Here is a 26,633-nt window from a genome sequence, read left to right as displayed (position 1 = left end):
AACTCTTTAGTGTCGTTATGAAAAAACCACTTAGCTTATAGACGCACTAATTCTTATCCTCCAGTAACGGTACAAATCTAAATTCTCCATATTCCTTTTTCTCAAAAGAAGTCGCAGAGGTTCGTATGTAGCGTTGCATAATTTGTGGGTCATCACCTACAGGTATAATAAGCCTTCCACCTATTTTAAGTTGTGCCAGTAGTGGTTTAGGCACAAACGGAGCTCCAGCTGTCACTATAATACTGTCAAAAGGTGCATAAGATGGTAACCCTTTATAGCCATCACCAAAACTTAAAAAACGAGGCCTATAGCCTAGCTTGGTAAGAAACAATTTTGTCTTCTTATACAATTCTTGCTGGCGCTCTATGGAATATACTTTGGCTCCTAACTCACAAAGCACAGCAGTTTGGTAACCGCTTCCAGTTCCTATCTCGAGAACTTGATGTCCTTTCTTAATCTCCATTAATTCACTTTGAAAAGCAACTGTGTATGGTTGAGAGATGGTTTGATCTGCAGCAATAGGAAACGCTTTGTCTTGATACGCGTGATGCTCAAAACTACTATCCATAAAAAAATGACGCGGAATCTTCCCAATAGCATTGAGAACAAGATCATTTGTGATTCCCTTATCTCTCAATATTTGAACAAGTTGGCGGCGTTTTCCTTGGTGGCGAGTAGTGTCTTTCATGGATTACTAAATTAGAAGAAAAGTTGGAAAATCAATATACCTATCTGTAAGATTTTACAACCATTCTAAAAAAATCTTCTTTGTAGAAAGTTGTATCCTATTAAAAAGTATCTAAAACCTTATTTTTGTATAAAAATCAAACACTATGCTTAAAGCTGGCGTACTCGGTGCTGGACACTTGGGGAAAATACACTTAAAACTTCTTAACCTTTCTGAACACTACGAACTTGTAGGGTTTTACGACACTTCAAAAGAGGTTAGAGATGCCATCTCTCAAGAATTTGGTTACACTGCTTTTGAGACCGAAGAAGATTTAATCAACGCCTGTGATATGGTAGATGTAGTAACTCCTACCACCTATCACTATGCAAGTGCAGAAAAGGTAATCAAAGCTGGAAAGCACCTCTTTATTGAGAAACCAATAACAAGCACAGTTGAGGAGGCAGAAAAACTACTCACGCTTGCAAAAGAACACAACGTTCTAGGTCAAGTAGGTCATGTAGAGCGCTTCAATCCTGCATTCATGTCTGTGAGTCATTCCATTAAGAGTCCTATGTTTATAGAGGCGCATAGACTTGCAGAATTTAATCCTAGAGGGACAGATGTTCCTGTAGTTTTAGATCTTATGATACATGACATTGACGCAATATTAAGCGTGGTAAATAGTCCTGTAAAAAGTGTGAATGCAAGTGGCGTATCTGTCATATCAGAAACTCCAGATATTGCAAATGCTCGTATTGAGTTCGAAAACGGATGTGTTGCAAACCTTACCGCGAGTCGTATCTCTATGAAAAACATGCGCAAAGCACGTTTCTTTCAGAAGGACGCATACATTTCGGTAGATTTTCTTGAGAAAAAAGTAGAGGTTGTAAAGATGAAAGACGCACCAGAATCTCCAGATGATTTTGCAATGATTCTTCAGAATGCAGAAGGAATCAAAAAGCAAATTTATTTTGACAATCCAGATGTACCTAGCAATAACGCGATACTTGATGAGCTAGACGCTTTCGCGAAAGCAATAAATGAAAATACCACCCCAATCGTATCACTTGAAGCTGGAACCGAAGCTTTACGAGTAGCCAAGATGATTATTGCAGATTTTTAAAAAACACATATTCAAACACACAAACCCTTTTACAAGGGAGCACACAAAGCACTTCATTTATGAAAAATATAGCAGTTATAGGAGCAGGAACAATGGGTAACGGAATTGCCCACACTTTTGCTCAAAGTGGTTACCAAGTACAACTAGTAGATATCTCTCAAGATTCACTAGACCGCGGGTTTAGTACTATCTCAAAAAATCTAGATAGAATGGTTGCCAAAGAGCGTATTACTGCTATAGAAAAGCAGCAAACTCTTGATAAAATCACTACGTACACAAACCTTGCAGAAGGTGTTAAGAATGCTGAGCTTGTAGTAGAAGCGGCTACAGAGAACGTAGATTTAAAACTAAAGATTTTTGAATCTCTTGATGCTGCTACAAGTGACTCTTGTATACTTGCTACAAACACATCATCCATTTCAATTACTCAGATTGCGGCTGTTACAGAACGTCCAGACCAAGTAATAGGAATGCACTTTATGAACCCTGTGCCTATCATGAAACTGGTAGAAATCATAAGAGGTTATAATACTAGTGACCTAACCACAAAGACCATCATGGAACTTTCAGAAAAGTTAGGTAAAGTACCGGTAGAGGTTAATGATTACCCTGGATTTGTAGCAAATCGCATCCTTATGCCTATGATTAATGAAGCGATAGAAACGCTATACAACGGTGTGGCTGGCGTATACGAAATTGACACGGTTATGAAACTTGGAATGGCGCACCCTATGGGTCCATTACAACTTGCAGATTTTATAGGTCTAGATGTTTGTCTATCTATTCTTGAAGTCATGCACGACGGTTTTAAAAATCCAAAATATGCACCTTGCCCGCTTTTAGTGAATATGGTAAGAGCTGGAAAATTAGGAGTGAAGTCTAGTGAAGGTTTTTACGATTATAAAGAAAGTCGCAAGGCAGAAAAAGTCGCAGCAATGTTTGCTTCATAATCCCAACACCACACAAAGCTTAATAAAGACGCACCATAGTGCGTCTTAAGTACACATAACATGGCAAAAATTCTCCCATTCCGTGCGGTAAGACCTACTAGAGATAAAGTAGGACTGGTAGCTACACGCGCTTATCAATTTTATGATCAAGTAGGACGCGACCACAGAATGGCACAAAATCCGTTCTCATTTTTACACATTATCAATCCTGGATATAAATTTCAAAAAGAAATTACTGGGAAACAGCGTTTTGAACTTGTACGCAATCGCTATCAAGAATTTAAAGATGATGGTGTTTTTATTAAGGAAGAGCAACCCGCATTCTATGTATATAGAATTGTAGATAGAGAAAAGAACACCTTTTGTGGTATTGTCGCTAGCGCTTCTGTAGAAGACTATGAGAATGATGTTATAAAAAAGCACGAAGACACGCTCCAAGATCGCGAGACTCTTTTTACAGAATATCTAGATACCGTGGGCTTTAATGCAGAGGCTGTATTACTTACCTATAAAAATTCTGATGAGATCAAAAGCATTCTCAACAATGTGATGAGTGATCGCGCTGAGTATGAGTTTACAACCACCTATCGTGATACACATCATTTATGGCCAGTAACAGATACACCAACTATAGAAAAGCTGCAACATGCTTTTGCTAGCATGAATAGCCTCTATATTGCAGATGGTCACCATAGATCTTCCTCCTCTGCTCTACTTTCTAAAAATCATTCAAAAAATCAAGAGAGCTATCGTTCATTTATGAGTTTTCTCATACCTGAATCAGAGTTACTTATTTATGAGTTCAATAGGCTTATAAAGGATCTTAACGGCTTGAGTAAAGAAGGTTTTTTAATAGCTCTTGATAGTAAGTTTAGAATTGAGAATCGCGGCACTACTCCTTATAAACCATCAAAGAAACATCACTTTAACATGTATCTGGATGGTGAGTATTACAGCCTTTACTTGAGACACAGCCTACGTAGCTTTAACACTCCACTAGATAGACTAGACACTCACATACTGTATGAAACGGTGCTCAAACCTATTTTAGGAATCATAGATTTGAGAAATGATGACCGCATTGTTTATGTAGATGGCAGGCGTGATATTACAAGCTTAACAGACCGTATAGATAATCAAGAATATGCAGTGAGTTTTGGCATGCTACCAGTCACTATAAATGAGTTAAAAGAAATAGCAGACGCTGGATTAAAAATGCCACCAAAAAGTACGTATATTGAACCTAAACTACGCAGTGGCGTAACCATTTACGAATTTTAATGAGTATAGCAGAAAATATCTTACGCTTTCGCGAAAACATTCCTTCACACGTTACTCTTGTAGCTGTTTCAAAAACTAAACCTGTTTCAGACCTTATGGAGGCTTATGAAACTGGGCAACGCATTTTTGGAGAAAACAAGATCCAAGAAATGACAGACAAGTGGGAAGAAATGCCCAAGGATATCCAGTGGCACATGATAGGTCACGTTCAAACAAACAAAGTCAAATATATGGCTCCATACGTGAGCCTAATACATGCTGTAGATCGCTTAAAACTCATAAAAGAAGTAAATAAACAGGCAGAAGCAAATGACCGAGTGATTGATATTCTTATTCAGATTAAAATTGCTCGTGAAGATTCAAAATTTGGTATGGCTGTTCAAGATGCCGTTAAGCTTTTTGAAGAAAACACATTAGAAAACTATCCCCATGTAAATGTGGTAGGTCTGATGGGAATGGCAACTTTTACAGACGACCAAGATCAAGTTGCGGCAGAGTTTGAGTTACTGGAAGGATTATTTTTACGCTTTCGCGAAAGCGCAAATCTCACCATACTATCCTCAGGAATGAGTGGTGATTATAAACTCGCAATTGACAAAGGAAGTACCATGATTAGAGTAGGAAGCAGTATTTTTGGTGCTAGATAACTTTAACCATTTTGATTCTCTTTTAAAATAACATAATTCCCTAAAAACTGGAATTTTAAAAAATAGCATATTTACGCAATACTAGACATAGAAACCACTGGCGGCAAGTACAACGAAGAAGGTATTACAGAAATCGCCATTTATAAATTTGACGGACATCAAGTTGTAGATCAATTTATTACCCTCGTAAACCCAGAACGCCCCATACAAGCATTTGTAGTAGGACTTACTGGCATTAATAACGGGATGTTAACAGATGCTCCAAAGTTTCATGAAATAGCAAAGCGTATTATTGAAATTACAGAGGGATGTATAATTGTGGCTCATAATGCCCAGTTTGACTATCGTATTTTAAGTCTAGAATTTGACAGGCTTGGATACCCTTTTGAAAGAACCACCTTATGTTCTGTAGAGCTTTCTCAAGAATTGCTACCAGGACATGATAGCTATAGTTTAGGAAAACTAACGAAGGCATTAGGAATCGCGATGTCTAACAGACATAGAGCAGATGGTGATGCTATTGCAACTGTCAAACTTTTCAAGTTACTCCTAGAGAAAGACCCAGAAAAGACAATTATAACTAAAGCCATTCGCTCTTTCCCAAAAAAGCATATGGACACCAAACTTAAGGACCTTATAAGAAGTGTACCTTCTGAGACTGGTGTGTACTTTATGCATAATGTAAATGGAACCATCATTTACATAGGCAAAAGTAAAAACATGAAAAAACGTCTTACGCAACATTTTACTAATGATAATCGTAAGAGTAAGCAAATACAAGATCAGGTAGAAACGGTTACCTACCAGACTACAGGCACTGAGCTCATTGCACTTCTAAAGGAAAATGAAGAAATAAAACGTCACAAGCCAAAGTTTAATAGAGCCTTACGTAGAACTAAATTTAAGGTACAACTCACTCACTATACAGACAGTGAAGGTTATATACACCTCAAGACCGAAAGAGCAGATGGTCGCAAAGAGTCTATTACAACTTATAGCAACTCTATGAGTGCAAAGGCTAATCTAGAGCGCATTATCGACTCTTATGATTTATGCCAGAATATGACGATGTACAATGAAAAGAGCGGCAACTGCTTTAATTATACTATTAAAAAATGTAATGGCGCTTGTATAGGAGAGGAATCACCAGAATCATATAACCAGCGTGTACAAGCTTTTCTAGACAAGCATAGCTATAAAAACAAAAGTATGGTAATCGTGGAGCGCGGTCGCAGCTCAATTGAACGCTCTGTAGTACTTGTAGAAGATGGTGTTTTTGTAGGGATAGGTTATTATAAACCTGATTTCCAACTCAACGATCTTGAAACGCTTAAATCTATTATAACCCCTATGGAAGATAATAGAGATGCTAGACATATTATCCAGAGTTATTGTCGTAGCAGAAAACGACTTAAGATTATTCCGCTAGATCAGATTACTAACTAGCACAGAAAACAGTACTTTTAGGCTACTGTATAATAACCAGATATTTTGACAAAAGAGGGCACATCAATTTGGCGCAGAAAACTGCACGACATTATTTACGAGGCAGACACGCCTGCGGGGAAACTTTTTGATGTAGTATTACTCATACTTATACTTGCCAGCATCGCACTAGTAATGCTCGAAAGTGTAAAAAGTATAGATGCAAAATATCACGATGTTTTTGAAGTAGGAGAATGGATCATCACCATCTTTTTTACGTTAGAATACTTTGCGAGAATTATAACAATAAAAAAGCCTACAAAATATATTTTCAGCTTTTATGGTCTCATCGACTTCTTCTCAACAATACCGCAATACTTAGCTTTTTTCTTCATTGGCTCAAATGCTTTACTTACCGTAAGAGCGCTTCGCTTGTTACGAGTATTCAGGATTTTAAAAATCACGAGATACGTAGGCGAGTCTAATAAGCTCTCCAAAGCTCTTAAAGATAGTAGAGCAAAGATTAGTATCTTTTTATTTGCAGTACTTATTCTCTGCATTATCGCTGGCACAATCATGTATATGATAGAAGGTGAGCAAAGTGGCTTCTCTAGCATACCTGTAAGTGTTTACTGGTGTATTGTAACGCTTACTACGGTAGGCTTTGGTGATATCGCACCTGTTACTCCACTTGGACAACTTATAGCAGCTATTATCATGATATTAGGATATGGAATCATTGCAGTACCTACAGGTATTGTGAGCGCCGAATATGCAAAAGACATGAGCTCAGAAAAAATCACGATAGATGGTGAAGACTATGTACATATGAACACGCAAGCCTGCGTAAACTGTAATGCAAAGAAACATCGTGATGATGCCGAATTTTGTCATAAATGCGGACACACGCTTAACGTCTCACATGAGTAAATACCTCATCCCCATCGTAGGACCTACTGCAATAGGTAAAACTGCACTTTCCATTAAAGTAGCACAATATTTCAAGACAGAAATTCTATCTGCAGACTCAAGACAATTCTTTAAAGAGATGTATATAGGTACAGCTGTTCCAGAACCTGAGGAGCTCGCTGCAGCCCCGCATCATTTTATACAACACCTCTCTGTAAATCAAGACTACAGTGTGGGACACTTTGAAAAAGACGCTATCGAGAAAATTACCGCACTACATAAAAAATACGACACCCTTGTTATGGTAGGTGGCTCAGGGATGTATGTGGATGCCGTTATTAATGGATTAGATGAGTTTCCCGCAGTAAAAGATGGTGTACGAGCAAAGCTCAAAGATTTGCACGAGAGGGAAGGTATTGAAGCGCTACAAGATCTCCTACTAGAGAAAGACCCAACGTATTACAAGCAAGTTGATATACAAAATACACAACGTGTTATAAGAGCTTTAGAAGTATGTCTTTCGGCAGGTGAGCCTTTTTCATTTTATAGAAATAAACCTAAACCTAAGCGCAATTTTGAGACCATCAAAATAGGATTACAAGCAGACCGTAAAATCATGTACGACCGTATTAATTTACGTGTAGATCTTATGATTGAAAATGGTTTGATTGAAGAGGTGGAAAGTTTGCTTTCGCGAAAGCATAACAACGCCCTTATAACTGTAGGCTACAGAGAGCTTTTTGAATATTTTGAAGGCACAGTTACCCTAGAACGAGCTATTGAAAATATAAAAACTAACACGCGACGTTTTGCTAAAAGACAAATGACTTGGTATCGCCGTGATGAGACTATCAATTGGTTCGACTACCAGACGCCTTTTGAAGAAATAGCATCGTTTATAAATAAAAAAACGCACCACTCATAGAGTGGCACGTTTTAATAGGTACACTAATATCGTTTATACCGATATTGGCTATTAGTCGTCTTTCTTTACAACCAGACGGAATCCTTCTCCGTGAATGTTTAAAATCTCTACAAGGTCATCCTTTTTAAGGTACTTACGTAGTTTTGCAATATATACATCCATACTTCTAGATGTAAAGTAATTATCATCTCTCCAGATTTTTGTAAGAGCTAGTTCACGTGGCATCAAATCATTTTCATGAAGTGCAAGCATACGTAATAACTCATTTTCTTTAGGAGATAATTTTATAGGCTCCTCTTCTTTATAGGTTAAGAAACGTAGTTTTGAATTTAAGTGGAAGTTACCAACGTTAAATTCGAACTGCTTAGAATCTGCAACAGAATCCACAGACTTACGCTGTATGATTGCCTTTATTTTCATAAGTAGCACTTCACTATCAAATGGCTTATTTAGATAGTCGTCTGCTCCTACTTTATAACCTTTAAGTACATCTTCTTTAAGAGCCTTGGCAGTTAAAAAGATGATAGGAATATCTTCATTCTTCTCTCTTATTTCTTTGGCTAGTGTAAAACCATCTTTATATGGCATCATTACATCAAGAATACAAAGATCATAATCGTCTTTCTTGAATTTCTCAAATCCTTCCATACCGTTTTTTGCATGAGTGACATTGTAATCATTCATCATAAGGTAATCTTTAAGAACTGTTCCGAAGTTCGGATCATCCTCTACTAGTAAAATCTTTTTGTTTTCAGTTTCCATATTAATATGATATTAGTGGTATTTTGATTATGAATGTACTTCCCATTCCTTTTTCACTTTCAACGGAGATTTCTCCTTGGTGGTCGTCTACGATTCTTTTTGCGTAGGCAAGTCCTAGTCCGTGGCCTTTTACATTATGTATGTCTCCTGTGTGCTCACGATAAAATTTGTCAAATACTTTCTTCTGTACTGCCTTAGTCATACCATCACCTTTATCTTGAATCTTGATGACAATTGAATCTTTTGTATTTTCTGTATACACATCAACTTCTGGCGCTCTGTCTTCTGGAGTATACTTTACAGCATTATCCATAATATTTACTAATACGTTAGTAAAATGTGACTCATTTGCAAGTACCGGAGTACGTTCTGCATCTAGATGAAGGTCTATGTAACCTCCACGATCTTCTACTAATAAAAGAACATGATTACTAGCATCTTCTACTAGCTCATGCATATCTAAACGCTCCTTTTGAATATCTAGCTCGTTCTTTTCAAGTTTAGAAATACGCAACACGTTTTCTACTTGACCATGCATCCTTTTATTTTCTTCTCTTATGAGTCCCTGGTAATAACTTACCTTCTCAGGATTAGTAGATATCTTTGAATTCTTTAAAGCATCTAGCGCTAGGTTTATAGTCGCTATAGGCGTTTTAAACTCATGCGTCATGTTATTTATAAAATCTGTCTTTATTTGAGAGATTTGACGCTGCTTATTAAGTTGATGTAAGGCACTAGAATATGCTATAACGATTATAAGTGTAAATATTATAGATAAGCCAGCCATCCCTAAAATAGAAGAAATCACAAATTTCTTTTCTCCTGGAAACTGTACATATAATGAGTAATCACTTAAATCTTGATTGTAAAGAAATATTGGCTCGCTGTATCCTGGGGCAGATTTTCTAAATTTAAAATTGTCAGACCTTACTTTAGTAAGTAAATCATTACTATACACTCCAAAATCAAAATCTGTTTCTAGGTCCCTTTCTGCAAGCTCTATAGTTAAGAGTCTTTCTATTTCTTCTGCAGTAAGTCTCTTATGTATAGGAATCTTGGTCGCTATCTCACTTACGATATCAGAAAATCTAAATTTCTCATAATCAATAAGCCTTGAGAACTCTTGTATTCTGTTTGAAGTGGTTTCTTCTCCACCTTCTACATTATTCTTTCTTATAATTTGAGTAGACTTTCTGTTTGCATAACGCTTAAAGGCTATGCTGTCACCTTTTTCACCTATAAAACCAGGCGCTGTAATTTTAAAATCTTCTTGAAGTATACCACTTGTATAAAGAATAAGCTCGTTATTTACTAGATCTTCATTTAGATAAAAATACTCATCAAACGTAAGATCATCTGGCACTCCAATACTATCTACCATATTTTGTACTGGGTAGTAGTAATCTTCTAACTCTCTGTTTTCAATTTTATCGACAACAGCAGATAATGCCTGTCTAGCATTAAAGCTAAATTGCTCTCGCTTTGTCTCAACACTACTTGTTATCCAGTAGCCTTGAACAAAGATGATTCCTATGAGTGAAAGACTCATAAGAATGATTAATAAGTAAAACAGTTTTTTATTCACTATCCAAAAGTAAGATTTTAACATTTGAAGCCGATTCGGTTTAACCAAATGTTAACAAGCAGCTATTTTACTACTTCCAGCCCTTACTTATACGTGTCATAATATGAGTGTGAATGCGACTTACAGCGTTTTTAGATAACTCCAAAAACTCGTTTTCTATGAGCACATCTGCCATAGCGGTCTTACGATTATCCGTCCATTGCGAATTCATGCGTTTAATTACGTCTTTTTCTGAAGCTCGATCCCTTTTCATTACACGCTTAATTCGATCGCTTTTTGGAGCAGTAACTAGAATAGTATAATCACAATCAAGGTGACCACCGTTTTCAAAAAGTATAGCCACTTCTTTAATAACGTAAGGGGCGTTTTGATCTGATGCCCATTTCAAAAAATGAGTTTTTACCGCTGGATGAACTATGCTATTAAGCCTTTTTAATAATTTAGGACTACTAAAGACTTCATTTGCGATATAAGCTCTATTTAACTTACCGTCTATATAAGACTGATCGCCTAGTAAAAATGAAATTTGCTTTATTAAAACCTCATCTGTATTCATGAGTTTCTTAGCCTCCACATCTGCAATATAAATAGGAACACCTAGTTCATTAAAAAATGAACCTATTGTTGTTTTACCACTTCCTATTCCACCCGTGAGACCTACAATAATCATACTTTTAGTTTACTACAATAAATTTAACTTGCTTATTAATAAGTCTTACAGACTTAACTCCCTTAGGTTCTCTAGCGATTGTAAGCGTTAAATACGCATCGGCATTATTTGCTGTGGCATAATCACAAGTAACTAAAAAGTCTGATGGTGTTATACTTTCAAAATCTTCAAGCTCGACTAGATAAATAATTTCGGCCGTTTTAGGTAAGATTTTTACACGCTTCTCTGGATCATTCAATACCGTTACAGGCACAGTAATCTTGCCCTCCGTAAACTTGGCGATTTCTTGATGTAGCGTTATTGATTTATGAGAAACCTTAAGCTCATCTGATAGCGCATCAAGTGATAGCAATACGTTATCTGAAAGATCTGTATTAATATTTGTAATTTCCTTTTGTTCTGTAGGTATGGCCTCTATATTTAATAACAAAGAACTAGGCCCTACGACGGTAACACTATCGGGCACTATAATCATTTTATTTCGACCTCCATATCCACTTTTATACAGAAGGCTCGCCTTAGATATTACAGGGACCTTCTTTGAAGCTACAGAATCTATTGTTACAGTAATTTGAGAAGGTGTCATCGCAATGATAGAGAGCTCTCCATTAATAGCGCTTTTAATTACCTGCTGGTTTTCGTTAATATTAAATGTAAATTCTCTATTAGATACACGTTGTAACTGCTCATAAGGAATAGCTACTTCTGGTGCATCTAGCGCATTAGTAAGTAAAGAGAAGCCAGAACCCTCTGCTTGAATTTTCACAAGCTCAGGCACTATGGTCTGTACAGTTCTATTTATGGGAACATCCGTAACACTTAATGCTACTTCATATTGTGTACTATACGTTTTTGAAAGCTTTATAAGGGTAGCAACGATAGTAGTAAGCAGGAGAAAGAAAAAGAATTCTCGCGCAGTTACACTATTAATCTTAATTCCCTTGAACATAAATTACAAATCGTTTTACCCCTCTAATGTACTAAAAAAAAGATGCGGATAATGTTTACGAGGCTCCTTACCTAACCATTTAATATGTATCACAGAGGCCAGAAAGCCTTTACCATACCCATAAAACTGTATGAATGTGGCTATTACACTAAGCACTCCGATAGTGACACTTTTATTAATAATAGAAGCATGTAAAAATATAATAGCAGTATAAAGCGCGTAAAAGCTTATTGCAAAATAATAACCCGCAAAAAGTAATCCTAAGCTCACAACGAGCCCTAACATAAAGAGTGTAGGAAACCAGTATGTTATTTTGGCTGTCGTAGGATGCCATTTATTTAAGATAGGTCTCACAAGGCCAAATTTATTTACTTGGTTATAAAACTTCTTCCAAGAAATACGGCGCTTATGATATACAAATGCTTGTGGGATAAGTGCTGTTTTAAAATTGAGCTCCCATAATCTCAACACCAAATCTGGATCTTCGCCTGGATGAATATTTCCAAAACCACCACTTGCTTCAAATGCTTTTTTAGAGAGACCCATATTGAAACTTCTGGGCTGGAATTTACCTGTATCCTCTCCTCCACCTCTTATTCCGCCTGTGGTAAACAGAGAGGTCATACTGTAACTTATTGCCTTTTGTAAATTAGAAAAATCAGGATGCGCAGCGTCTGGACCTCCAAAACAGTCTACATAATTTTTATGTAATTGCTCATTCATAACGCCTACATATGATGGTGGCAATATGCAATCAGAATCTAAAATTATAAAGTAATTACTACTTGCCCGTTGCATTCCATAGTTGCGTGAACTTCCTGGTCCAGAATTCGGTTTTGGTAAATAGGTAATATTCAGATTAGGAAATGCTGCAATTTCACCCTCACAAGAGATTGTAGATCCGTCTTCAATAATTACTATCTCAAAAGGAATTGTAGATTCTTGCGCGTTAAAACTCGCAAGTAATTCGGCAATTTCATCAGGACGATTAAAAACGGGTACAATAAAAGAATAGGATAATTGCATAGAAGACAAAGCTAACGGTTACACTATGGGTAAGCAACAAAAAACCACCGAGGAAGTATCGATGGTTTTAATGTGTTTTTAGTACGCTTTCGCGAAAGCGTAAAAGAAAAAAATCTATTCGTGTCCTTCTGCTTTCATGAACGATTCCATCACCTCATTACTTACACCTGTATTACTAAAACCTCCATCATTATAAAGGTTTTGCATAGTTACACGCTTTGTAAGGTCTGAAAATAATGTAATGGTATAATCTGCACAATCTTGAGCAGTAGCATTACCTAACGGGCTCATTTTTTCTGCATAAGCTATAAATCCATCAAATCCTTTTACTCCTTGTCCAGCCGTAGTAGGTGTAGGAGATTGAGAGATTGTATTTACACGTACGTTCTTTTCTTTACCGTAGAAGTAACCAAAGCTACGTGCGATAGACTCTAAGTATGCCTTATTATCTGCCATATCGTTATAATCTGGAAAAACACGCTGTGCTGCCATATAGGTAAGAGCAACGATGCTTCCCCACTCGTTCATTGCGTCTTGCTTATAAAGCGTTTGCATCACTTTATGGAAAGACATTGCAGAAACGTCTGTTCCCTTTTGCGTCCAGTCATACTTTTGGTCTGTGTAAGCACGCCCTTTACGTACGTTTATAGACATCCCAATAGAGTGTAAAACGAAGTCTAATTTACCACCTAGAATTTCTTGAGCCTTAGTTACAAGGTTTTCAAGATCTTCTAAAGATGTTGCGTCTGCAGGTATGATTTCTGAACCTGTCTTTTCGGCAAGGTCATTAATCTGTCCCATACGCATAGCGATAGGTGCATTTGTAAGAACAAAAGTTCCTCCTTCTTCGTGCACACGCTCAGCGGTTTTCCAAGCAATTGAATTAGGATCCAATGCTCCAAAAATAATTCCGCGCTTTCCTTTAAGTAAATTATAACTCATAATATTATTAATGGTTTGATGTGTTTTGTTTTGCTCTCTAGCTTGTTGTTGCTAAAAGAGTGTAAATATCGTGGTTTCTATGTAAACTATCCTAATTAAGTAAATTTTTTGCGTGGTCTATTGCTGCCTGACTTTGCTGGTTACCTCCTAGCATTGCCGCTATCTCAACAATACGAGCATCCTCATCTAGCTGCTCGATAAAGGTTTGCGTGCGCTCCTCTGTATCTTTCTTATACACTTTAAAATGAGAAGCTCCTTGTCCCGCTATTTGCGGTAAGTGTGTGATACTTATGAGCTGCATAGTACGACCCATTTTTTTAAGTATACCACCCATCTTTACTGCAATATCACCACTCACTCCAGTATCAATTTCATCAAAAATAAGCGTAGGCAATTGCTTGTGCTTACTTAGTACCGACTTGAGTGCGAGCATAACTCTTGAAAGTTCTCCTCCTGAAGCACCTTTTCCTAAAGGTTTGAGCTCACTTCCTTTATTTGCCGAGAATAAAAACTCCAACACATCATTACCTGAAGCATGAAGATCTTCTTGCGTAGCTAGAGACACTTGAAATTGTGCATTAGGCATCCCTAACTCTATCAGTAATTTCTCAACAAGCGACTTTAAATGTGGCGCTGCCGTTGCACGCTCATTATGAAGCTTTGCTGCTACTGTGCTTGCTTTATTATGTTGCGTTTTAATTTTATCTTCTAGTGCTTGAATCTTATCATCAACTCCTGCAATATCTTGTAAATCATTATCAAGATTATTTCTAATATCAATAAGTTCTTCTACTGTAGCTACTTGGTGTTTCTTAAGTAAAGAATGCAGCAATTGCATTCTGTTATTAAGTCGCTCTAGCGTAAGAGGATCTGCATCTACCGCATCAGACATTTCACTCAATGATGCCCCTATATCTTCTAGTTCTAAAAGCGCACTATTAAGCTGCTCGTAGATTGCTGTATACTGTGCACCATAATTATTTAATCTAGATAATGATGCTCTAGCCGCCGTGAGCTGATCTATAGCTCCACTTTCATCTAGAGAAATGTTTTGAACAGCTGTAGCAAGCTGTTGCATAATCTCATCTGCATTACTTAGTGTATTAAGCTCTTCTTCTAAAGACTCATACTCCCCTTCTTTCAAAGAAGCCTCATCTAGCTCTGTAAAAAGAAAGGACTGATAATCATATTCTAGCTGTGCCTGTTTTTTTCTTTCTAGTAATTCTTTTAGTTCGCTCTGTGAGAGTTTCCAAGCCTTAAAAGATTCTTTATACTGTCCAAGTAATTTGAGATTGTCTGAAAATGTATCAATCATCTCAAATTGAAAATCATTTTCTACTACCTGTAAAGTTTTATTCTGGCTATGTATGTCTACTAGTTTTGATCCTAATATAGTAAGCTGTGCTAGTGTTACAGGAGTGTCATTTATAAATGCCCGGCTTTTTCCAGAAGGAAGAATCTCCCTTCTTACAATTGTCGCATTTTCATAATCAAGATCATGCTTTTTAAAAAAAGGATGAAGTTGATATCCTTCTATATGAAAAACACCTTCTACAATGCACTTCTGTGTTGCATCTCCAGCGCTTGACATATCTGCACGCTTACCAGTAATAAGACCAAGTGCTCCCAAAAGGATGGACTTACCAGCACCAGTCTCACCAGTAATCACCGTAAAACCTTTATCAAATCTGAGTTGAACAGACTGGATAAGTGCATAATTTTTTATAGATAATGATGTAAGCAATAGTTGTAAATATTTAATTAATCTTAATGCTTTTATACGTTTACAAATGTCGATTAAAGCTAATGAAAAATTCCCGCAAGACGGGAATTTAAAACATGGATTATTTTAGATAAATAATTTTAAAACTTAATCTGCCTCCAAAAATTAGATTTAGTTGGTGCTACTTGATTGAGTACTTCTACAAGTGATGTTATATTAACCGAAGGTCCTGATGAGAATATAGATGCAATCTCTTCTGCCTTGGTATCAAAGAACACACGAGTTAAAAAATTATTAGGCCTTTTCTTGTATAAAGATTGAAACTGAGATAAAGTAGTTGATATGGTTTGCTTACTGCGCTTTTTATCATCAACCATAAAATCTAAACCTGTACGGTGGTAGCTATACATGATTCCAGCAAACTCTCTAAAGTTAGGAGACAATAAATCTTCGTTTAATCTGTATCTAGATTGAGAACCATCTTGTGGATTCCATCCCGTCTGATTATTAGGTTGTGCTGTGGTAACAATCTGCTTTGCTTCTTGAAAATACTTATCACCATCATTGAGCTTAAACGTATTTGCATCCATACCTATAATAGTATAAGCATAGAAAGCCATCACAGACACTAAGTTAGAGTCAAACGTATTAGGGTTGTAAATTAGAGGTTGAAACTCTGTATATTCAAAATCAAACTGCTTGTCATTAAAATTAAAAGTAGCTGTATCATAATTAGATCCGTATACAGGTCTTGAGGCCCCTACCTGCACAGTAGCTCTAAAATTATTTCCGTCTTGTTGAGTAATAATGATATTAAAAGAGCAATCAATGCGCTCTTGCTGTTTGAATCTGCGATCTGTCCACTTTGTATTATTAACAAACTCTGTAAGTGATCGCTCTAGTGTTTTAAAAACCTGAAGATCTGCTTTGTTAGTTTGCTCTGCATTAATAACAACAACAGCATTAAGCTCTTGAGCTATTGAATTGAAAGAAAACAATAAGACTATTAATAATGTAAAGATTCTCATAGTACTTGGGATGCTATTTTATCAAATATATCAATAGATACTGCAGCCTTAGACTTTAACTCATATGGCGTTGCTGTACCTTCTTTATCAATAAACGTAATTTTATTAGTTTTGGTCTGAAAACCAGCACCTTTATCATTAAGCGAATTTAAAACAATCCCGTCAAGATTCTTTTTCTTTAGTTTCTTTCGTGCATTTTCAATCTCATTTTGAGTTTCTAATGCAAACCCAAGAAGATATTGATGCGTTTTAATCTCACCTAGTGAAGCTAGAATATCCTTAGTTTTTACTAAGTCGATACTCATTGAGCTATCATTCTTTTTTATCTTTTCTGTAGCAACAGTAGCTGGCTTATAATCTGCCACAGCGGCAGATGCTATAGCTACATCCACATCTTTAAAAATAGCGTGTGCCGCATCATACATTTGCTCTCCAGACACCACATTATGCACTGTGATTGCACTATTAGTAACTTTTATTGCACTAGGCCCTAGAATTAAATCTACTTGAGCACCCAGGCTTGCAGCTCTAAGAGCTAGCTCTACTCCCATTCTACCGCTACTATGATTACCTATAAAACGTACAGGATCTATAGCTTCATAAGTAGGTCCGGCCGTAATCATGACTCGCTTCCCTTTAAATGGAAGTTTATTAAGGACATCTTTCTCTATAAAGGAAACGATATCCTCTGGCTCTGCCATTCTCCCTTTTCCCACAAGACCAGATGCTAGCTCGCCACTAGTGGCTTCTATCATCACATTTCCATAGGATTGTAATTTCTGAAAAGAGTTTTCTGATGAAGGATGGATGTACATATCAAGATCCATTGCTGGAGCAAAATACACTGGACATTTTGCACTAAGATAGGTTGCAAGAAGCAAATTATCTGAGGCGCCATTTGCCATTTTTGAGAGTGTATTTGCCGTAGCAGGAGCTATCACCATGAGATCTGCCCATAGGCCTAGCTCTACATGATTAGTCCATACCGCATTCTCATCTCCTTCAATTGTAAATGAAGAGTGTACTGGATTACGTGAGAGTGTACTCAATGTAAGTGGAGTTACAAATTCCTTTGCTGCCTCTGTCATTACTACTTGCACAGAAGCGCCAGCCTTTATGAATGCTCTCACAAGACTGGCGCTTTTGTATGCTGCAATGCCAGCGGTAACTCCTAAAAGTATTTTTTTACCGCTTAAAACTGACATCTATCTAATCGTTACTTTTTCCTTCTTCAGTAACTGTAGTATCTCTATGGTAGATACGATCTTCTAACCACTCTTGCACTGCAAGTGCATGTGCTTTAGGAAGACGCTCGTAAAATTTAGAAACCTCTATTTGTTCTTTGTTCTCAAAGATCTCTTCAAGACTATCATTAAATGTTGCAAATTCATCCAACTTTTCTGATAATTCCTTCTTGATTTCAGTGTTGATTTGTGTAGCACGTTTTGCGATGATAGATATCGCCTCATAGATATTATTTGTAGGTGCATCTACAAGATTTTTATCAATAGTCGTGGTACTCAAAGGTGCATCAATGTCCTTGATATTCATAGTATTCATCTTTAATTTAATAGATCTTTTGACTGCAGTGCTTCATTAATCTCTGCAATTTCCTTTGCTGCCTCATCAGCATATTTACCCTGAGGATAATATTTTTCTAGTGCGTTATAAGCTGCTTTTGCAGCTTCAAGACGCTCTACTTGGCGACGTCTTACACTTCCCATTGCTAGTTGGTAAGCAGAGTTAAATTTCCAGTATAACGCATCTTCTCTATATATAGAACCTGGATAATCTAGTAAGAAATTATCAAATGCACTTATTGCATTTGGAAACGTTGCCCTACTTGCTCCTATCTTATTATACCCTTTTGCTATCTCATAAGCTTTACGCTCTAGCTTAGTGTTTAACTCTTGTACTTTAGCATTAGCATCGTCCACCTGTTCAGAATCTGGATACTCATTGATAAACCCTTGTAGTTTTTCTAGTGCTATATAAGTGTCTCCTTGGTCTAAATTAAACCTAGGCGAACGTCTATAATAACTCTCTGCACTCTTAAATGCAGCTTCCTCTCTTTTTGTACTCTGAGGAAATGACTTCACAAAACGCTCAAACTGATAACCAGCACTATAGTAGTCTCCTAGTTCATAAAACGTATTTGCATGTAAATAAGTAACACGTTCTGCTTGAGGTCTTCCTCTATACAAAGGAACAATCTGCTCCCAGAGCCTTAACGCTTTCTTGTATTTCCCTTGACTATACAAGGAGTCTGCAAATTCATATTTTGCTTTAATATCATCGTTCTTGAGAACATCTTGATATGTTGAACAAGAGCTCAATAACACTACGGAAACTAATAGGAAAAATATATTCTTCATAAGGGTCTGAAACAGCAGGCAAAACTACGTAAAATCAATTACATAACATAACTTAATTAATAGTGCTCAAAAATAAACGCTTTGAACCTGCTAATTATTTTGTTATGATACGTTTAACTTTTTTGAATAACAGAAAGTGCATTACCTATTTTTTCATGCAATACATCACTTGCTGCCATTAATGGCAATCTTACGTAAGGCTCGCAAATCCCTTGATGAGACAGCAATGATTTGATTCCTGCAGGGTTTCCTTCTTCAAAGATTAAATCTATCATTGATAGCAGTGGTAAGTGTTTTTGGTACGCTTTCGCGAAAGCGTTATTCAAACCATCGTTCATAATCTGAGAAAAATAGGAAGGTAATCCTTGACCTATTACAGAAATAACGCCACTACCTCCTGCCGAAACTAACGGCAATGCAAGTGCATCATCTCCAGAAAGCACGACAAAATCTTCTGGCACCTTGTGTATCAAGTGTAATACCTGAGCCATATCATTTACAGCTTCCTTAATAGCTACGATGTTCTCAAAATCACTAGCCAGTCTTGCCGAAGTCACTGGCAGCATATTGCTAGAAGTTCTACCTGGCACATTGTATAAAATGATAGGTAAAGGACTCGCCGCAGAAATAGCTGCAAAGTGCTGATATATCCCCTCCTGAGTAGGCTTATTATATGCTGGAGAAACTGAGAGAATCGCTGTAATTCCATCAAAATCACCAGTGGCAAGCTCCTCTACTATTGCAGCGGTATTATTACCACCCACACCTAGCACTATAGGCAAACGCTTATTTGTAACTTTTATAATATGAGCAACAATCTGTTGCTTTTCTTTAATAGTAAGCGTCGCTGTCTCGGCAGTGGTACCTAGTGCTACTAGATAATTAATACCTCCAGCAATGCAATGCTCTATAAGACGTGTAAGCCCGTCAAAATCTACAGATAAATCCTTGTGAAATGGCGTTACAAGTGCAACACCCGTCCCTCTCAACTCTTTCATTAATGTATAACTTTTAAAATCTTTAAATACTTCTCAAACTCTTGTATAAAAACTGATTCTTGCCCATCATTCACATGAATGGTTAGGTCATTTACAGATTCCATTTCTGGAGATACTCCTATTTTTAAAACTGCATTAGACATAGCCGTCATAGCCCTAAGAGCAAGCGCATCTGAGTGGTAATAACTTATGAGAATATCAAAACGCTGTTTTTTAAAATCTTCAAGAGGTGTCGTTTTAAATACACCTTTCCACCCTAATTGTTTTTCTGAGAAAAGTGATGGAAGCTCCTTTTGATCTTTAGTCATCGTTTTCACATACGCTAGCACGACCAAGTCTTTTTCTGAAAGACTTAAAATCTTAAGAATCTTTTTTAGTGATGCAGGATCAAAAGGCTTTGTACTGTCTTGTAATAATGCCACGACAACCGGCTTTGCCCCACTAGGCTTATAATCGCGTTTGCGTAGTTGCTTGTCTATTTGCTTATGAATAGATTTTGCTTTTAATCCGTTTAAAAACATGTAACTTTACTTTCATACAAATGTAGCCAAAATATACTGCTACTTATGACACAAAAATGAAGAGAACAACGCTTATAACTATCATTAGTTCTATTGTTATATATACAACAGTAGTCTCATGCAAAAAAGAACTTCACTACGCACCAGAACGTATAAAAAGCGAACTCATAACTGTAAATAATAACACAGGAGAAAACGCCGAAATTGTATCGTTTATAGATCCTTACAAAAATGCCATACAAGCAGAAATGGATAGTGTGCTTGCTGTAGCACCCGCATCTTACACAAAAAAAGATGGCAAGTTTAATACAGCAGTAGGAAATATGATGGCAGATGCTGTTTATGAAATGACAAATCCTGTGTTTGAAAAAAGGGCAGGTTATCCTTTTAATGCTGTTCTCTTAAATTATGGAGGGATACGCTCTGCGCTTAATCAAGGGCCTATTACTACAAGAACAGCATATGAGTTAATGCCTTTTGAAAATGAAGTAGTGGTTGTTGAGTTAAGTGGCAAGCAAATGAAGGCTATGTTTCAGTACTTAAAAAATGGAACTGCTCACCCTATTTCTGGAATGGAAATTCAACTATCAACTGATGGCGAAGTAAAAAAAGCACTAATTCAAGGAAAAGAGGTTGCTGATAACAACACTTACTTTATCGCTACAAATGATTACCTCATGAATGGTGGCGATAACATGACTTTTTTTGAAAACCCTGTAAGTGTGCTTCCTTTAGATTACAAAATTAGAAATGTGCTCATAGATTACTTCAAAAAATATGACACTATAGCACCAGTGAGAGACAATAGATTTACAAGAGATAGCAAATGATACGTAGAAAATTTATAAAACAAACTGCAGCTGCCAGTAGCCTTATAGGTTTAGGAGGGTTAACCATGGGAATGAATAGTAATTCACTCCTAAAACCAAGCAAAAAGCACATCACAATACTTCACACTAATGATGTACATAGTCATGTAGAGCCATTTCCATCTAATGATCCTAAATATGCAAATCTAGGAGGAGCCGCTCGTAGAATGAACATTATTCAAAATGTGCGTAAAGAAAACCCAAACACGCTTCTTCTAGACGCTGGAGACATCTTTCAAGGCACTCCGTATTTCAACTTTTACGGTGGAGAACTAGAGTTCAAGCTTATGTCTATGATGGGATATGATGCAGCAACGATAGGTAATCATGATTTTGATAACGGAATAGGCGGTCTTGCTGCCCAAATGCCTAATGCATCATTTGAACTGCTTTCTTCTAACTATGACTTCTCAAACACCATTATGGATGGTCTTACAAAGCCATATAAAGTTTTTGTAAAAGATGGCGTACGTATAGGCGTTTTTGGAGTAGGGATACAACTCAGCGGACTTGTAAATAAAACGATGTTTAAAGAGACTTCCTATCTCGACCCTATAGAACTAACCACAGATACCGTAGATGCACTTAGAAACAAAGAGCAGTGTGATATCGTAATTTGTTTATCGCATCTTGGATATTCTTACAAGAACGAAGATAAAATTTCTGACCTTACACTAGCTGCAAAAACTGCTGGAATTGACTTAATAATAGGTGGCCACACTCACACATTCTTAGAAAAACCAACAATCGTCCAGAATAAAAATGAAAAGTTTGTATTGGTCAATCAAGTAGGTTGGGGAGGAATAAATTTAGGGAGAATAGACTTCTACCTAGATGAATCAAGAAATCTTAAATCATCAAGTCTTGTTCTTGATGTGTAAAAATACTAGCAGTAATTAATTACTAGTAATAAGCAACTAGGTCGTTGCTAGCGCCTATTAAATGTAATCATCATCTATTTTCTTAGTACTTTCTAAGCGTGTTAAAAACATTCCAAAGATTACTTTGGCGATGCCCGCGCATAAAAGAGTTATTAAAAGAAAAAAATGAATATTAAGGATATAGGTGTAGATAAATGCAAAGGTAGACTCCACCAATACTGCGGTAGCTACAAAAGTCAATAAGAGGTTTGAGGGATGCTTATTAAATAAAGGAATTGCATATAATAAGGAAACAAAAATAAGTAAACTCACAAATGACACTAAAAACACTGGTAGATCAGCGATTTCTGGAAGAATGTTATAAGCCAAATAACTTATAAACATAGTCACTGAAAACACTCCCAAAAACACTTCAACAAACAAATGCTTTGGAAAATTCTTAACCTGAAAATGCATGACTTCCCTCAGTGCATACAGCATAGATGAAAAACAAAATACCATCGCAATCGACACGATATAAGTATATCTCTCAAAGTCAATTAAAAAGAATATCTCTGCAATCATCCCAGAAACCAGCGTGATTAAGAATGGAAAGTGAAATTGTCCAGTTGCCTTATAAACGTATAGAAACATCAAAACACCAAATACTGGATATAGGTAAAAGGAGGCTTCAAGACTTAAAGCCATTGTTACTATTACAATTAAAATTGTTGTTGAAATTGCTGCTAGTCTGTAGTTGCGTCCGTGTATGTAATATGCTCTATCGATGTGCCAAAGCTAATTAAACCAAAACAATTAACTTACACATTATCTGTGTTTTGTAACAAAAAATAGTCATGAAAACGTTTTCGAGAGAAGTAATAATATAAGTTGTCACCTACTTTAGATTACATTTCATCTACAAGCAAAATAAAATAATTATCAAGATTCTTATTAAGATAATTTTTAAACTCGTGTTCCACTACCGTCATAATCGGCAATAGTGTCAATTTTAGTTAAGAAAGTCGCTAGGACTACTTTTAAGTAAATAGTCATGATTGCCCCCACGAGAAGAAAACTAATTTCAGAATAAATGTATTTGTAAATAAAAGCAAAAACCATTTCTCCCATATAAGCACCACCAATACCAAAAAGTGAAATATTACCAGTATGTTTATTATAACTAGGAGTCAAAAAATATGCTCCGATAGTGATAATAAATACAATTGTAGAAATCATAAAAATGCTTAAATCTGGTACTAAAGGTGCTACGGAGTAAATGAGATAACCCAGCACAAACCCAAAACCTAAAAATCCAATTATAAGCTCTAAAATATAGTGCTGCGAAAAAACCTTAGAACGTCTCTTAAGAACAGGCTTAAGCAAGAGAAGTAGGCAAACAGATGAAACAACAGAAAAGAGAGAAGCTATTATAACGTAAGTTTCATAATCAAACAAAAACAATATCTCCGTAATATTTGTACTGAGCAAAAACAAAAAAAACACAACATTAAATTTATTGGTCTCTTTGTATTCGTACATAAACAAAGACAATGAAAATATAGGATACAGATAGAATGAATAAAATATATCCATAAAACCCATCACAAGTATAATCATCAAACCAGTAATTAAACCAGCTGTTCTATATACTCTTCCGTTTTTTATATTAGTTTTATCCAACAACTAAATTTAAGAATTCTTCCTCAGAAATAATAGTCACTCCTAGACTTTCTGCCTTCTGCAATTTACTAGGACCCATCTTATCTCCAGCCACAACGTAGGTTGTTTTACTAGAAATAGAACTAGACACTTTACCGCCATTATCTTCTATTAACTTTTTCAATTCGTTGCGAGGCATTTCAAAAACACCAGACACTACAAATATGTATCCCGCTAGTTTGTCAGATTGATTGGCAAGTTTCTCCGCAGAAATTTCTAACTGTACTCCGTAAGATTTTAAACGCTCTATGAGTGTAATATGTTCCGCTTTCGCGAAAAATGCTACTACACTTTCTGCAATCTTACTTCCTATTTCATCTACCGCAACCAGCTCTTCCTCTGTTGCCGAAATAATAGCGTCTATAGATTTGTAATGTTTTGCAAGTTTTTTGGCCACAGTCTCACCTACATACCTAATCCCTAGACCAAACAACACCTTCTCAAAAGGAATCTGCACCGAGGCTTGCACTCCGCTTACTAGATTTTCGGCACTTTTTTGAGCCATACGCTCTAGTGGTAATAATTGCGCTACCGTAAGCTCATATAAATCTGCATAATTTACAATCAGCCCTTCGTTTACTAAGAGTGCTACGGTTTCCCCTCCTAGACCATCAATATCCATTGCCTTTCTAGAGATGTAATGCTGTATTCTACCTATAATTTGAGTAGGACAGCCCATGTCATTCGGGCAATAGTGCTGTGCCTCACCTTCTTTACGCACTAGCGGCGTGCTACATTCTGGACACTCAGTAATATATGTTGTAGATTCAGAATCTGCTGGGCGCTTTGTAAGATCTACTGCTATAATTTTTGGAATAATCTCGCCGCCTTTTTCTACAAATACCTCATCACCTTCTCGTATATCTAGTCGCTCTATCTGATCTGCATTATGCAAGCTAGCTCGCTTCACGGTCGTTCCCGCAAGTTCAACAGGTTCCAGGTTTGCAACTGGTGTGATGGCTCCTGTGCGACCTACTTGGTATGTTATTTCGCGTAAGCGTGTAGAAACTTGTTCTGCTTTAAATTTATACGCCATTGCCCATCGCGGAGCCTTTGCTGTATAACCTAGTTCTTCTTGTTGTTGTAATCCATTGACTTTTACCACAACACCATCTGTCTCATAAGGCAAGTCATGCCTTGCCACATCCCAGTGATTGATAAATTCTAATACCTCATCAATATTCTTTGCCAGTTTTGCCGCCTCAGGAACGCGGAAACCCCAATCTCGAGCCTTCTGCAGGCTATCCATCTGGGTAGCAATACCTAGATTATTTCCTGTAATATTATATAATAGGCATTGCAGTGGTCTTCTAGCAACCTCAGCACTATCTTGTAATTTTAAAGATCCGCTGGCTGTGTTTCTTGGATTGCGATAGAGCTCAAAACCTAGCTCTTCACGCTCTGCATTCATAGCATGAAAACCTTCCCATGGCAATACTATCTCTCCTCGTATGTCAAATCTTGTAGGATAATCACCCTTCAATTTCAAAGGAACCGACTTTATTGTTTTAATATTTGTGGTCACATCATCTCCTTGCAAACCATCTCCTCGAGTAACCGCTTTGAGCAACTCACCATTTTCATAAGTAAGACTTATCGAGGCTCCGTCATATTTGAGCTCACAGGTATAGTTAACCTCTCCATCTACCATTTTCTTTACGCGCGCTTCCCAATCTTCAAGATCTTCTTTTGAATATGAGTTATCCAGAGAGTACATTCTGTGCTCATGTACAATAGTCTCAAAATTTTTAGTCACCGCTCCACCTACACGATGCGTAGGCGAGTTAGGGTCGTCAAATTCCGGATGAGCAGCTTCTAGCGCTTCCAGTTGCTTCAGCTTTTGATCAAAGTCAAAATCTGATATCGTTGGTGTATCTAGCACATAATAGCTATGATTATGTGTTTGTAATTCGTTGCGTAAAGCGAGTATTTGCTCTTCTATTGTCATAATAACAAAATTAAAAATTAAACCTCCGATATTCAGAGAATATCGGAGGTTTAATTAACCACTTACAAACAGTGTATGGAAGTGATTTTCTCTTTAAAGAATGAAGATTTTCTATTACTTCTTAGATTCTAGTGAAGCCTTTAACCACTTAGGCATTGCCATAGGCTTAAAATTCTCCATCTGATCAAGAAGTCCTTCTACCGTAGTATCTACAAGAAGGATATCATAATTTTCTTGCTTTAAAAATCCTTTATCTACCATATTCCTAAGCGCACTTAAAAGATCATCATAAAAGCCATTTACATTAAGCATACCCACCGGTTTTTGGTGTAATGCTAGTTGGCTCCATGTTAGCACTTCAAAAAGCTCTTCCATAGTTCCAAAGCCTCCTGGCAATGTAATAAATCCATCAGAACGCTCTTGCAATTCCATCTTGCGTTCATGCATAGTCTCGTTTACGATAAGTTCTGTAAGACCAGTATGTACTACTTCTTTAATTTTCAAAAATTCTGGAATCACACCTACTACCTTACCGTTGTGATCAAGAGCTCCTTGAGCTACGGCGCCCATAATACCAATTTTGGCAGCTCCATATACCAGCGTAATATCTCGATCAGCCAGTGTTTTTCCTATTAAAGTTGCTTGCTTTATTATTTCTGGGTCTGTACCTGCACTGCTTCCGCAGTACACGCATAGTGATGTTAATTTCATAATAACTATTTAAT

General features: G+C 36.8%; 26 protein-coding genes and 1 pseudogene. 9 read left to right on the top strand and 18 right to left on the bottom strand.

What is annotated here, in order from left to right; genetic code table 11:
- Positions 1–46 precede the first annotated feature (46 nt).
- Positions 47–688, bottom strand: coding sequence for a protein-L-isoaspartate(D-aspartate) O-methyltransferase (locus DCS32_RS10045; RefSeq protein ID WP_108878144.1), 642 nt, complete (start codon positions 686–688; stop codon positions 47–49).
- Between the two features lie 145 nt (positions 689–833).
- On the opposite strand from DCS32_RS10045, the gene DCS32_RS10040 reads away from it, so the two are divergent.
- The 7 genes and pseudogenes from DCS32_RS10040 (at position 834) to miaA (ending at position 7,930) form a co-directional block, all read left to right on the top strand.
- Positions 834–1,793 (top strand): Gfo/Idh/MocA family oxidoreductase, encoded by a 960-nt coding sequence (locus DCS32_RS10040; protein ID WP_108878143.1) that lies wholly within the window; start codon positions 834–836, stop codon positions 1,791–1,793.
- Positions 1,794–1,810: 17 nt separating this feature from the next.
- Positions 1,811–2,743, top strand: a pseudogene (locus tag DCS32_RS10035) (3-hydroxyacyl-CoA dehydrogenase family protein); the annotation flags it as partial.
- Positions 2,744–2,803: 60 nt separating this feature from the next.
- Positions 2,804–4,024 carry a DUF1015 domain-containing protein gene (locus DCS32_RS10030; protein ID WP_108878141.1) on the top strand — a complete coding sequence of 407 codons (1,221 nt, stop codon included), beginning with the start codon at positions 2,804–2,806 and terminating at the stop codon, positions 4,022–4,024.
- Positions 4,024–4,671 carry a YggS family pyridoxal phosphate-dependent enzyme gene (locus tag DCS32_RS10025; RefSeq protein WP_108878140.1) on the top strand — a complete coding sequence of 216 codons (648 nt, stop codon included), beginning with the start codon at positions 4,024–4,026 and terminating at the stop codon, positions 4,669–4,671. Before DCS32_RS10030 ends, DCS32_RS10025 begins: the two co-directional genes overlap by 1 nt.
- 69 nt (positions 4,672–4,740) lie before the next feature.
- Positions 4,741–6,117 carry an exonuclease domain-containing protein gene (locus DCS32_RS10020; RefSeq protein ID WP_108878139.1) on the top strand — a complete coding sequence of 459 codons (1,377 nt, stop codon included), beginning with the start codon at positions 4,741–4,743 and terminating at the stop codon, positions 6,115–6,117.
- A 45-nt stretch (positions 6,118–6,162) separates the two neighbouring features.
- A complete protein-coding gene (locus tag DCS32_RS10015) occupies positions 6,163–7,026 on the top strand; it encodes an ion transporter (RefSeq protein ID WP_108878138.1) in 864 nt (287 codons plus the stop codon).
- Positions 7,019–7,930, top strand: coding sequence for a tRNA (adenosine(37)-N6)-dimethylallyltransferase MiaA (miaA, locus tag DCS32_RS10010; RefSeq protein WP_108878137.1), 912 nt, complete (start codon positions 7,019–7,021; stop codon positions 7,928–7,930). Before DCS32_RS10015 ends, miaA begins: the two co-directional genes overlap by 8 nt.
- Before the next feature lie 51 nt (positions 7,931–7,981).
- On the opposite strand, the gene DCS32_RS10005 is transcribed toward miaA, so the two are convergent.
- The 13 genes from DCS32_RS10005 to DCS32_RS09945 all read right to left on the bottom strand — a co-directional run bounded on the left by DCS32_RS10005 (position 7,982) and on the right by DCS32_RS09945 (position 20,509).
- Positions 7,982–8,692 (bottom strand): response regulator transcription factor, encoded by a 711-nt coding sequence (locus DCS32_RS10005; RefSeq protein WP_013749909.1) that lies wholly within the window; start codon positions 8,690–8,692, stop codon positions 7,982–7,984.
- A gap of 1 nt (position 8,693) precedes the next feature.
- Positions 8,694–10,241 carry a sensor histidine kinase gene (locus DCS32_RS10000; protein WP_239057516.1) on the bottom strand — a complete coding sequence of 516 codons (1,548 nt, stop codon included), beginning with the start codon at positions 10,239–10,241 and terminating at the stop codon, positions 8,694–8,696.
- 106 nt (positions 10,242–10,347) lie between these two features.
- Positions 10,348–10,947, bottom strand: a complete 600-nt coding sequence (gene coaE / locus DCS32_RS09995) for a dephospho-CoA kinase (protein WP_108878136.1) — start codon at positions 10,945–10,947, stop codon at positions 10,348–10,350.
- A gap of 4 nt (positions 10,948–10,951) precedes the next feature.
- Complete coding sequence (locus DCS32_RS09990) at positions 10,952–11,896, bottom strand: hypothetical protein (protein WP_108878135.1); 945 nt, start codon at positions 11,894–11,896, stop codon at positions 10,952–10,954.
- Between the two features lie 15 nt (positions 11,897–11,911).
- The gene (locus DCS32_RS09985; protein WP_108878134.1) at positions 11,912–12,922 is read right to left on the bottom strand and encodes a glycosyltransferase; all 1,011 of its coding nucleotides are present in this window, start codon (positions 12,920–12,922) and stop codon (positions 11,912–11,914) included.
- Positions 12,923–13,036: 114 nt separating this feature from the next.
- Positions 13,037–13,864: an enoyl-ACP reductase gene (locus tag DCS32_RS09980; RefSeq protein ID WP_013749914.1), complete on the bottom strand. Its 828-nt coding sequence runs from the start codon at positions 13,862–13,864 to the stop codon at positions 13,037–13,039.
- Positions 13,865–13,955: 91 nt separating this feature from the next.
- Positions 13,956–15,608 (bottom strand): DNA repair protein RecN, encoded by a 1,653-nt coding sequence (gene recN, locus DCS32_RS09975; protein ID WP_108878133.1) that lies wholly within the window; start codon positions 15,606–15,608, stop codon positions 13,956–13,958.
- Between the two features lie 119 nt (positions 15,609–15,727).
- Positions 15,728–16,615 (bottom strand): DUF4835 family protein, encoded by an 888-nt coding sequence (locus DCS32_RS09970; RefSeq protein ID WP_108878132.1) that lies wholly within the window; start codon positions 16,613–16,615, stop codon positions 15,728–15,730.
- The gene (gene coaBC / locus DCS32_RS09965) at positions 16,612–17,820 is read right to left on the bottom strand and encodes a bifunctional phosphopantothenoylcysteine decarboxylase/phosphopantothenate--cysteine ligase CoaBC (protein WP_108878131.1); all 1,209 of its coding nucleotides are present in this window, start codon (positions 17,818–17,820) and stop codon (positions 16,612–16,614) included. Before coaBC ends, DCS32_RS09970 begins: the two co-directional genes overlap by 4 nt.
- A gap of 4 nt (positions 17,821–17,824) precedes the next feature.
- A complete protein-coding gene (locus DCS32_RS09960; protein ID WP_013749918.1) occupies positions 17,825–18,166 on the bottom strand; it encodes a DNA-directed RNA polymerase subunit omega in 342 nt (113 codons plus the stop codon).
- Positions 18,167–18,177: 11 nt separating this feature from the next.
- Complete coding sequence (locus DCS32_RS09955; RefSeq protein WP_108878130.1) at positions 18,178–18,990, bottom strand: outer membrane protein assembly factor BamD; 813 nt, start codon at positions 18,988–18,990, stop codon at positions 18,178–18,180.
- A 113-nt stretch (positions 18,991–19,103) separates the two neighbouring features.
- Positions 19,104–19,988, bottom strand: a complete 885-nt coding sequence (gene dapA / locus DCS32_RS09950; protein WP_108878129.1) for a 4-hydroxy-tetrahydrodipicolinate synthase — start codon at positions 19,986–19,988, stop codon at positions 19,104–19,106.
- Positions 19,988–20,509 carry a DUF6913 domain-containing protein gene (locus tag DCS32_RS09945; RefSeq protein WP_108878128.1) on the bottom strand — a complete coding sequence of 174 codons (522 nt, stop codon included), beginning with the start codon at positions 20,507–20,509 and terminating at the stop codon, positions 19,988–19,990. The genes dapA and DCS32_RS09945 overlap by 1 nt, the downstream gene beginning before the upstream one ends.
- 56 nt (positions 20,510–20,565) lie before the next feature.
- On the opposite strand from DCS32_RS09945, the gene DCS32_RS09940 reads away from it, so the two are divergent.
- Positions 20,566–21,339, top strand: a complete 774-nt coding sequence (locus DCS32_RS09940; protein WP_108878127.1) for a 5'-nucleotidase C-terminal domain-containing protein — start codon at positions 20,566–20,568, stop codon at positions 21,337–21,339.
- The gene (locus tag DCS32_RS09935; protein ID WP_108878126.1) at positions 21,336–22,259 is read left to right on the top strand and encodes a bifunctional metallophosphatase/5'-nucleotidase; all 924 of its coding nucleotides are present in this window, start codon (positions 21,336–21,338) and stop codon (positions 22,257–22,259) included. Before DCS32_RS09940 ends, DCS32_RS09935 begins: the two co-directional genes overlap by 4 nt.
- A gap of 57 nt (positions 22,260–22,316) precedes the next feature.
- Here the strand turns inward: DCS32_RS09935 and DCS32_RS09930 are convergent, their stop codons facing one another.
- The 4 genes from DCS32_RS09930 to DCS32_RS09915 all read right to left on the bottom strand — a co-directional run bounded on the left by DCS32_RS09930 (position 22,317) and on the right by DCS32_RS09915 (position 26,619).
- Entirely contained in the window at positions 22,317–22,946 is a 630-nt protein-coding gene (locus tag DCS32_RS09930) for a hypothetical protein (RefSeq protein WP_108878125.1), read from the bottom strand.
- A gap of 258 nt (positions 22,947–23,204) precedes the next feature.
- A complete protein-coding gene (locus tag DCS32_RS09925) occupies positions 23,205–23,921 on the bottom strand; it encodes a hypothetical protein (RefSeq protein WP_108878124.1) in 717 nt (238 codons plus the stop codon).
- The gene (gene ligA / locus DCS32_RS09920; RefSeq protein WP_108878123.1) at positions 23,914–25,908 is read right to left on the bottom strand and encodes an NAD-dependent DNA ligase LigA; all 1,995 of its coding nucleotides are present in this window, start codon (positions 25,906–25,908) and stop codon (positions 23,914–23,916) included. The genes DCS32_RS09925 and ligA overlap by 8 nt, the downstream gene beginning before the upstream one ends.
- Before the next feature lie 114 nt (positions 25,909–26,022).
- Positions 26,023–26,619, bottom strand: a complete 597-nt coding sequence (locus tag DCS32_RS09915) for a TIGR00730 family Rossman fold protein (protein ID WP_108878122.1) — start codon at positions 26,617–26,619, stop codon at positions 26,023–26,025.
- Between the last annotated feature and the right edge of the window lie 14 nt (positions 26,620–26,633).

The sequence above is a fragment of the Dokdonia sp. Dokd-P16 genome (assembly GCF_003095655.1).
Classification (GTDB): Bacteria; Bacteroidota; Bacteroidia; order Flavobacteriales; family Flavobacteriaceae; genus Dokdonia.
This window is presented reverse-complemented; position numbering and strand designations above follow the sequence as displayed.

Excerpts from the sequence above, each read along its gene's own strand:
- DCS32_RS10025 (WP_108878140.1), top strand. The coding sequence starts at position 4,024 with ATGAGTATAGCAGAAAATATCTTACGCTTTCGCGAAAACATTCCTTCA.
- DCS32_RS09960 (WP_013749918.1), bottom strand. The coding sequence starts at position 18,166 with ATGAATATCAAGGACATTGATGCACCTTTGAGTACCACGACTATTGAT.
- DCS32_RS10030 (WP_108878141.1), top strand. The coding sequence starts at position 2,804 with ATGGCAAAAATTCTCCCATTCCGTGCGGTAAGACCTACTAGAGATAAA.
- miaA (WP_108878137.1), top strand. The coding sequence starts at position 7,019 with ATGAGTAAATACCTCATCCCCATCGTAGGACCTACTGCAATAGGTAAA.
- DCS32_RS09930 (WP_108878125.1), bottom strand. The coding sequence starts at position 22,946 with ATGGCTTTAAGTCTTGAAGCCTCCTTTTACCTATATCCAGTATTTGGT.
- DCS32_RS09940 (WP_108878127.1), top strand. The coding sequence starts at position 20,566 with ATGAAGAGAACAACGCTTATAACTATCATTAGTTCTATTGTTATATAT.
- coaE (WP_108878136.1), bottom strand. The coding sequence starts at position 10,947 with ATGATTATTGTAGGTCTCACGGGTGGAATAGGAAGTGGTAAAACAACA.
- DCS32_RS10040 (WP_108878143.1), top strand. The coding sequence starts at position 834 with ATGCTTAAAGCTGGCGTACTCGGTGCTGGACACTTGGGGAAAATACAC.
- DCS32_RS09990 (WP_108878135.1), bottom strand. The coding sequence starts at position 11,896 with ATGTTCAAGGGAATTAAGATTAATAGTGTAACTGCGCGAGAATTCTTT.
- DCS32_RS10005 (WP_013749909.1), bottom strand. The coding sequence starts at position 8,692 with ATGGAAACTGAAAACAAAAAGATTTTACTAGTAGAGGATGATCCGAAC.
- DCS32_RS09915 (WP_108878122.1), bottom strand. The coding sequence starts at position 26,619 with ATGAAATTAACATCACTATGCGTGTACTGCGGAAGCAGTGCAGGTACA.
- DCS32_RS09980 (WP_013749914.1), bottom strand. The coding sequence starts at position 13,864 with ATGAGTTATAATTTACTTAAAGGAAAGCGCGGAATTATTTTTGGAGCA.
- DCS32_RS09945 (WP_108878128.1), bottom strand. The coding sequence starts at position 20,509 with ATGTTTTTAAACGGATTAAAAGCAAAATCTATTCATAAGCAAATAGAC.
- ligA (WP_108878123.1), bottom strand. The coding sequence starts at position 25,908 with ATGACAATAGAAGAGCAAATACTCGCTTTACGCAACGAATTACAAACA.
- dapA (WP_108878129.1), bottom strand. The coding sequence starts at position 19,988 with ATGAAAGAGTTGAGAGGGACGGGTGTTGCACTTGTAACGCCATTTCAC.
- DCS32_RS09935 (WP_108878126.1), top strand. The coding sequence starts at position 21,336 with ATGATACGTAGAAAATTTATAAAACAAACTGCAGCTGCCAGTAGCCTT.
- DCS32_RS09985 (WP_108878134.1), bottom strand. The coding sequence starts at position 12,922 with ATGCAATTATCCTATTCTTTTATTGTACCCGTTTTTAATCGTCCTGAT.
- DCS32_RS09970 (WP_108878132.1), bottom strand. The coding sequence starts at position 16,615 with ATGAGAATCTTTACATTATTAATAGTCTTATTGTTTTCTTTCAATTCA.
- DCS32_RS09955 (WP_108878130.1), bottom strand. The coding sequence starts at position 18,990 with ATGAAGAATATATTTTTCCTATTAGTTTCCGTAGTGTTATTGAGCTCT.
- DCS32_RS10000 (WP_239057516.1), bottom strand. The coding sequence starts at position 10,241 with ATGAGTCTTTCACTCATAGGAATCATCTTTGTTCAAGGCTACTGGATA.
- DCS32_RS10045 (WP_108878144.1), bottom strand. The coding sequence starts at position 688 with ATGAAAGACACTACTCGCCACCAAGGAAAACGCCGCCAACTTGTTCAA.
- coaBC (WP_108878131.1), bottom strand. The coding sequence starts at position 17,820 with ATGTCAGTTTTAAGCGGTAAAAAAATACTTTTAGGAGTTACCGCTGGC.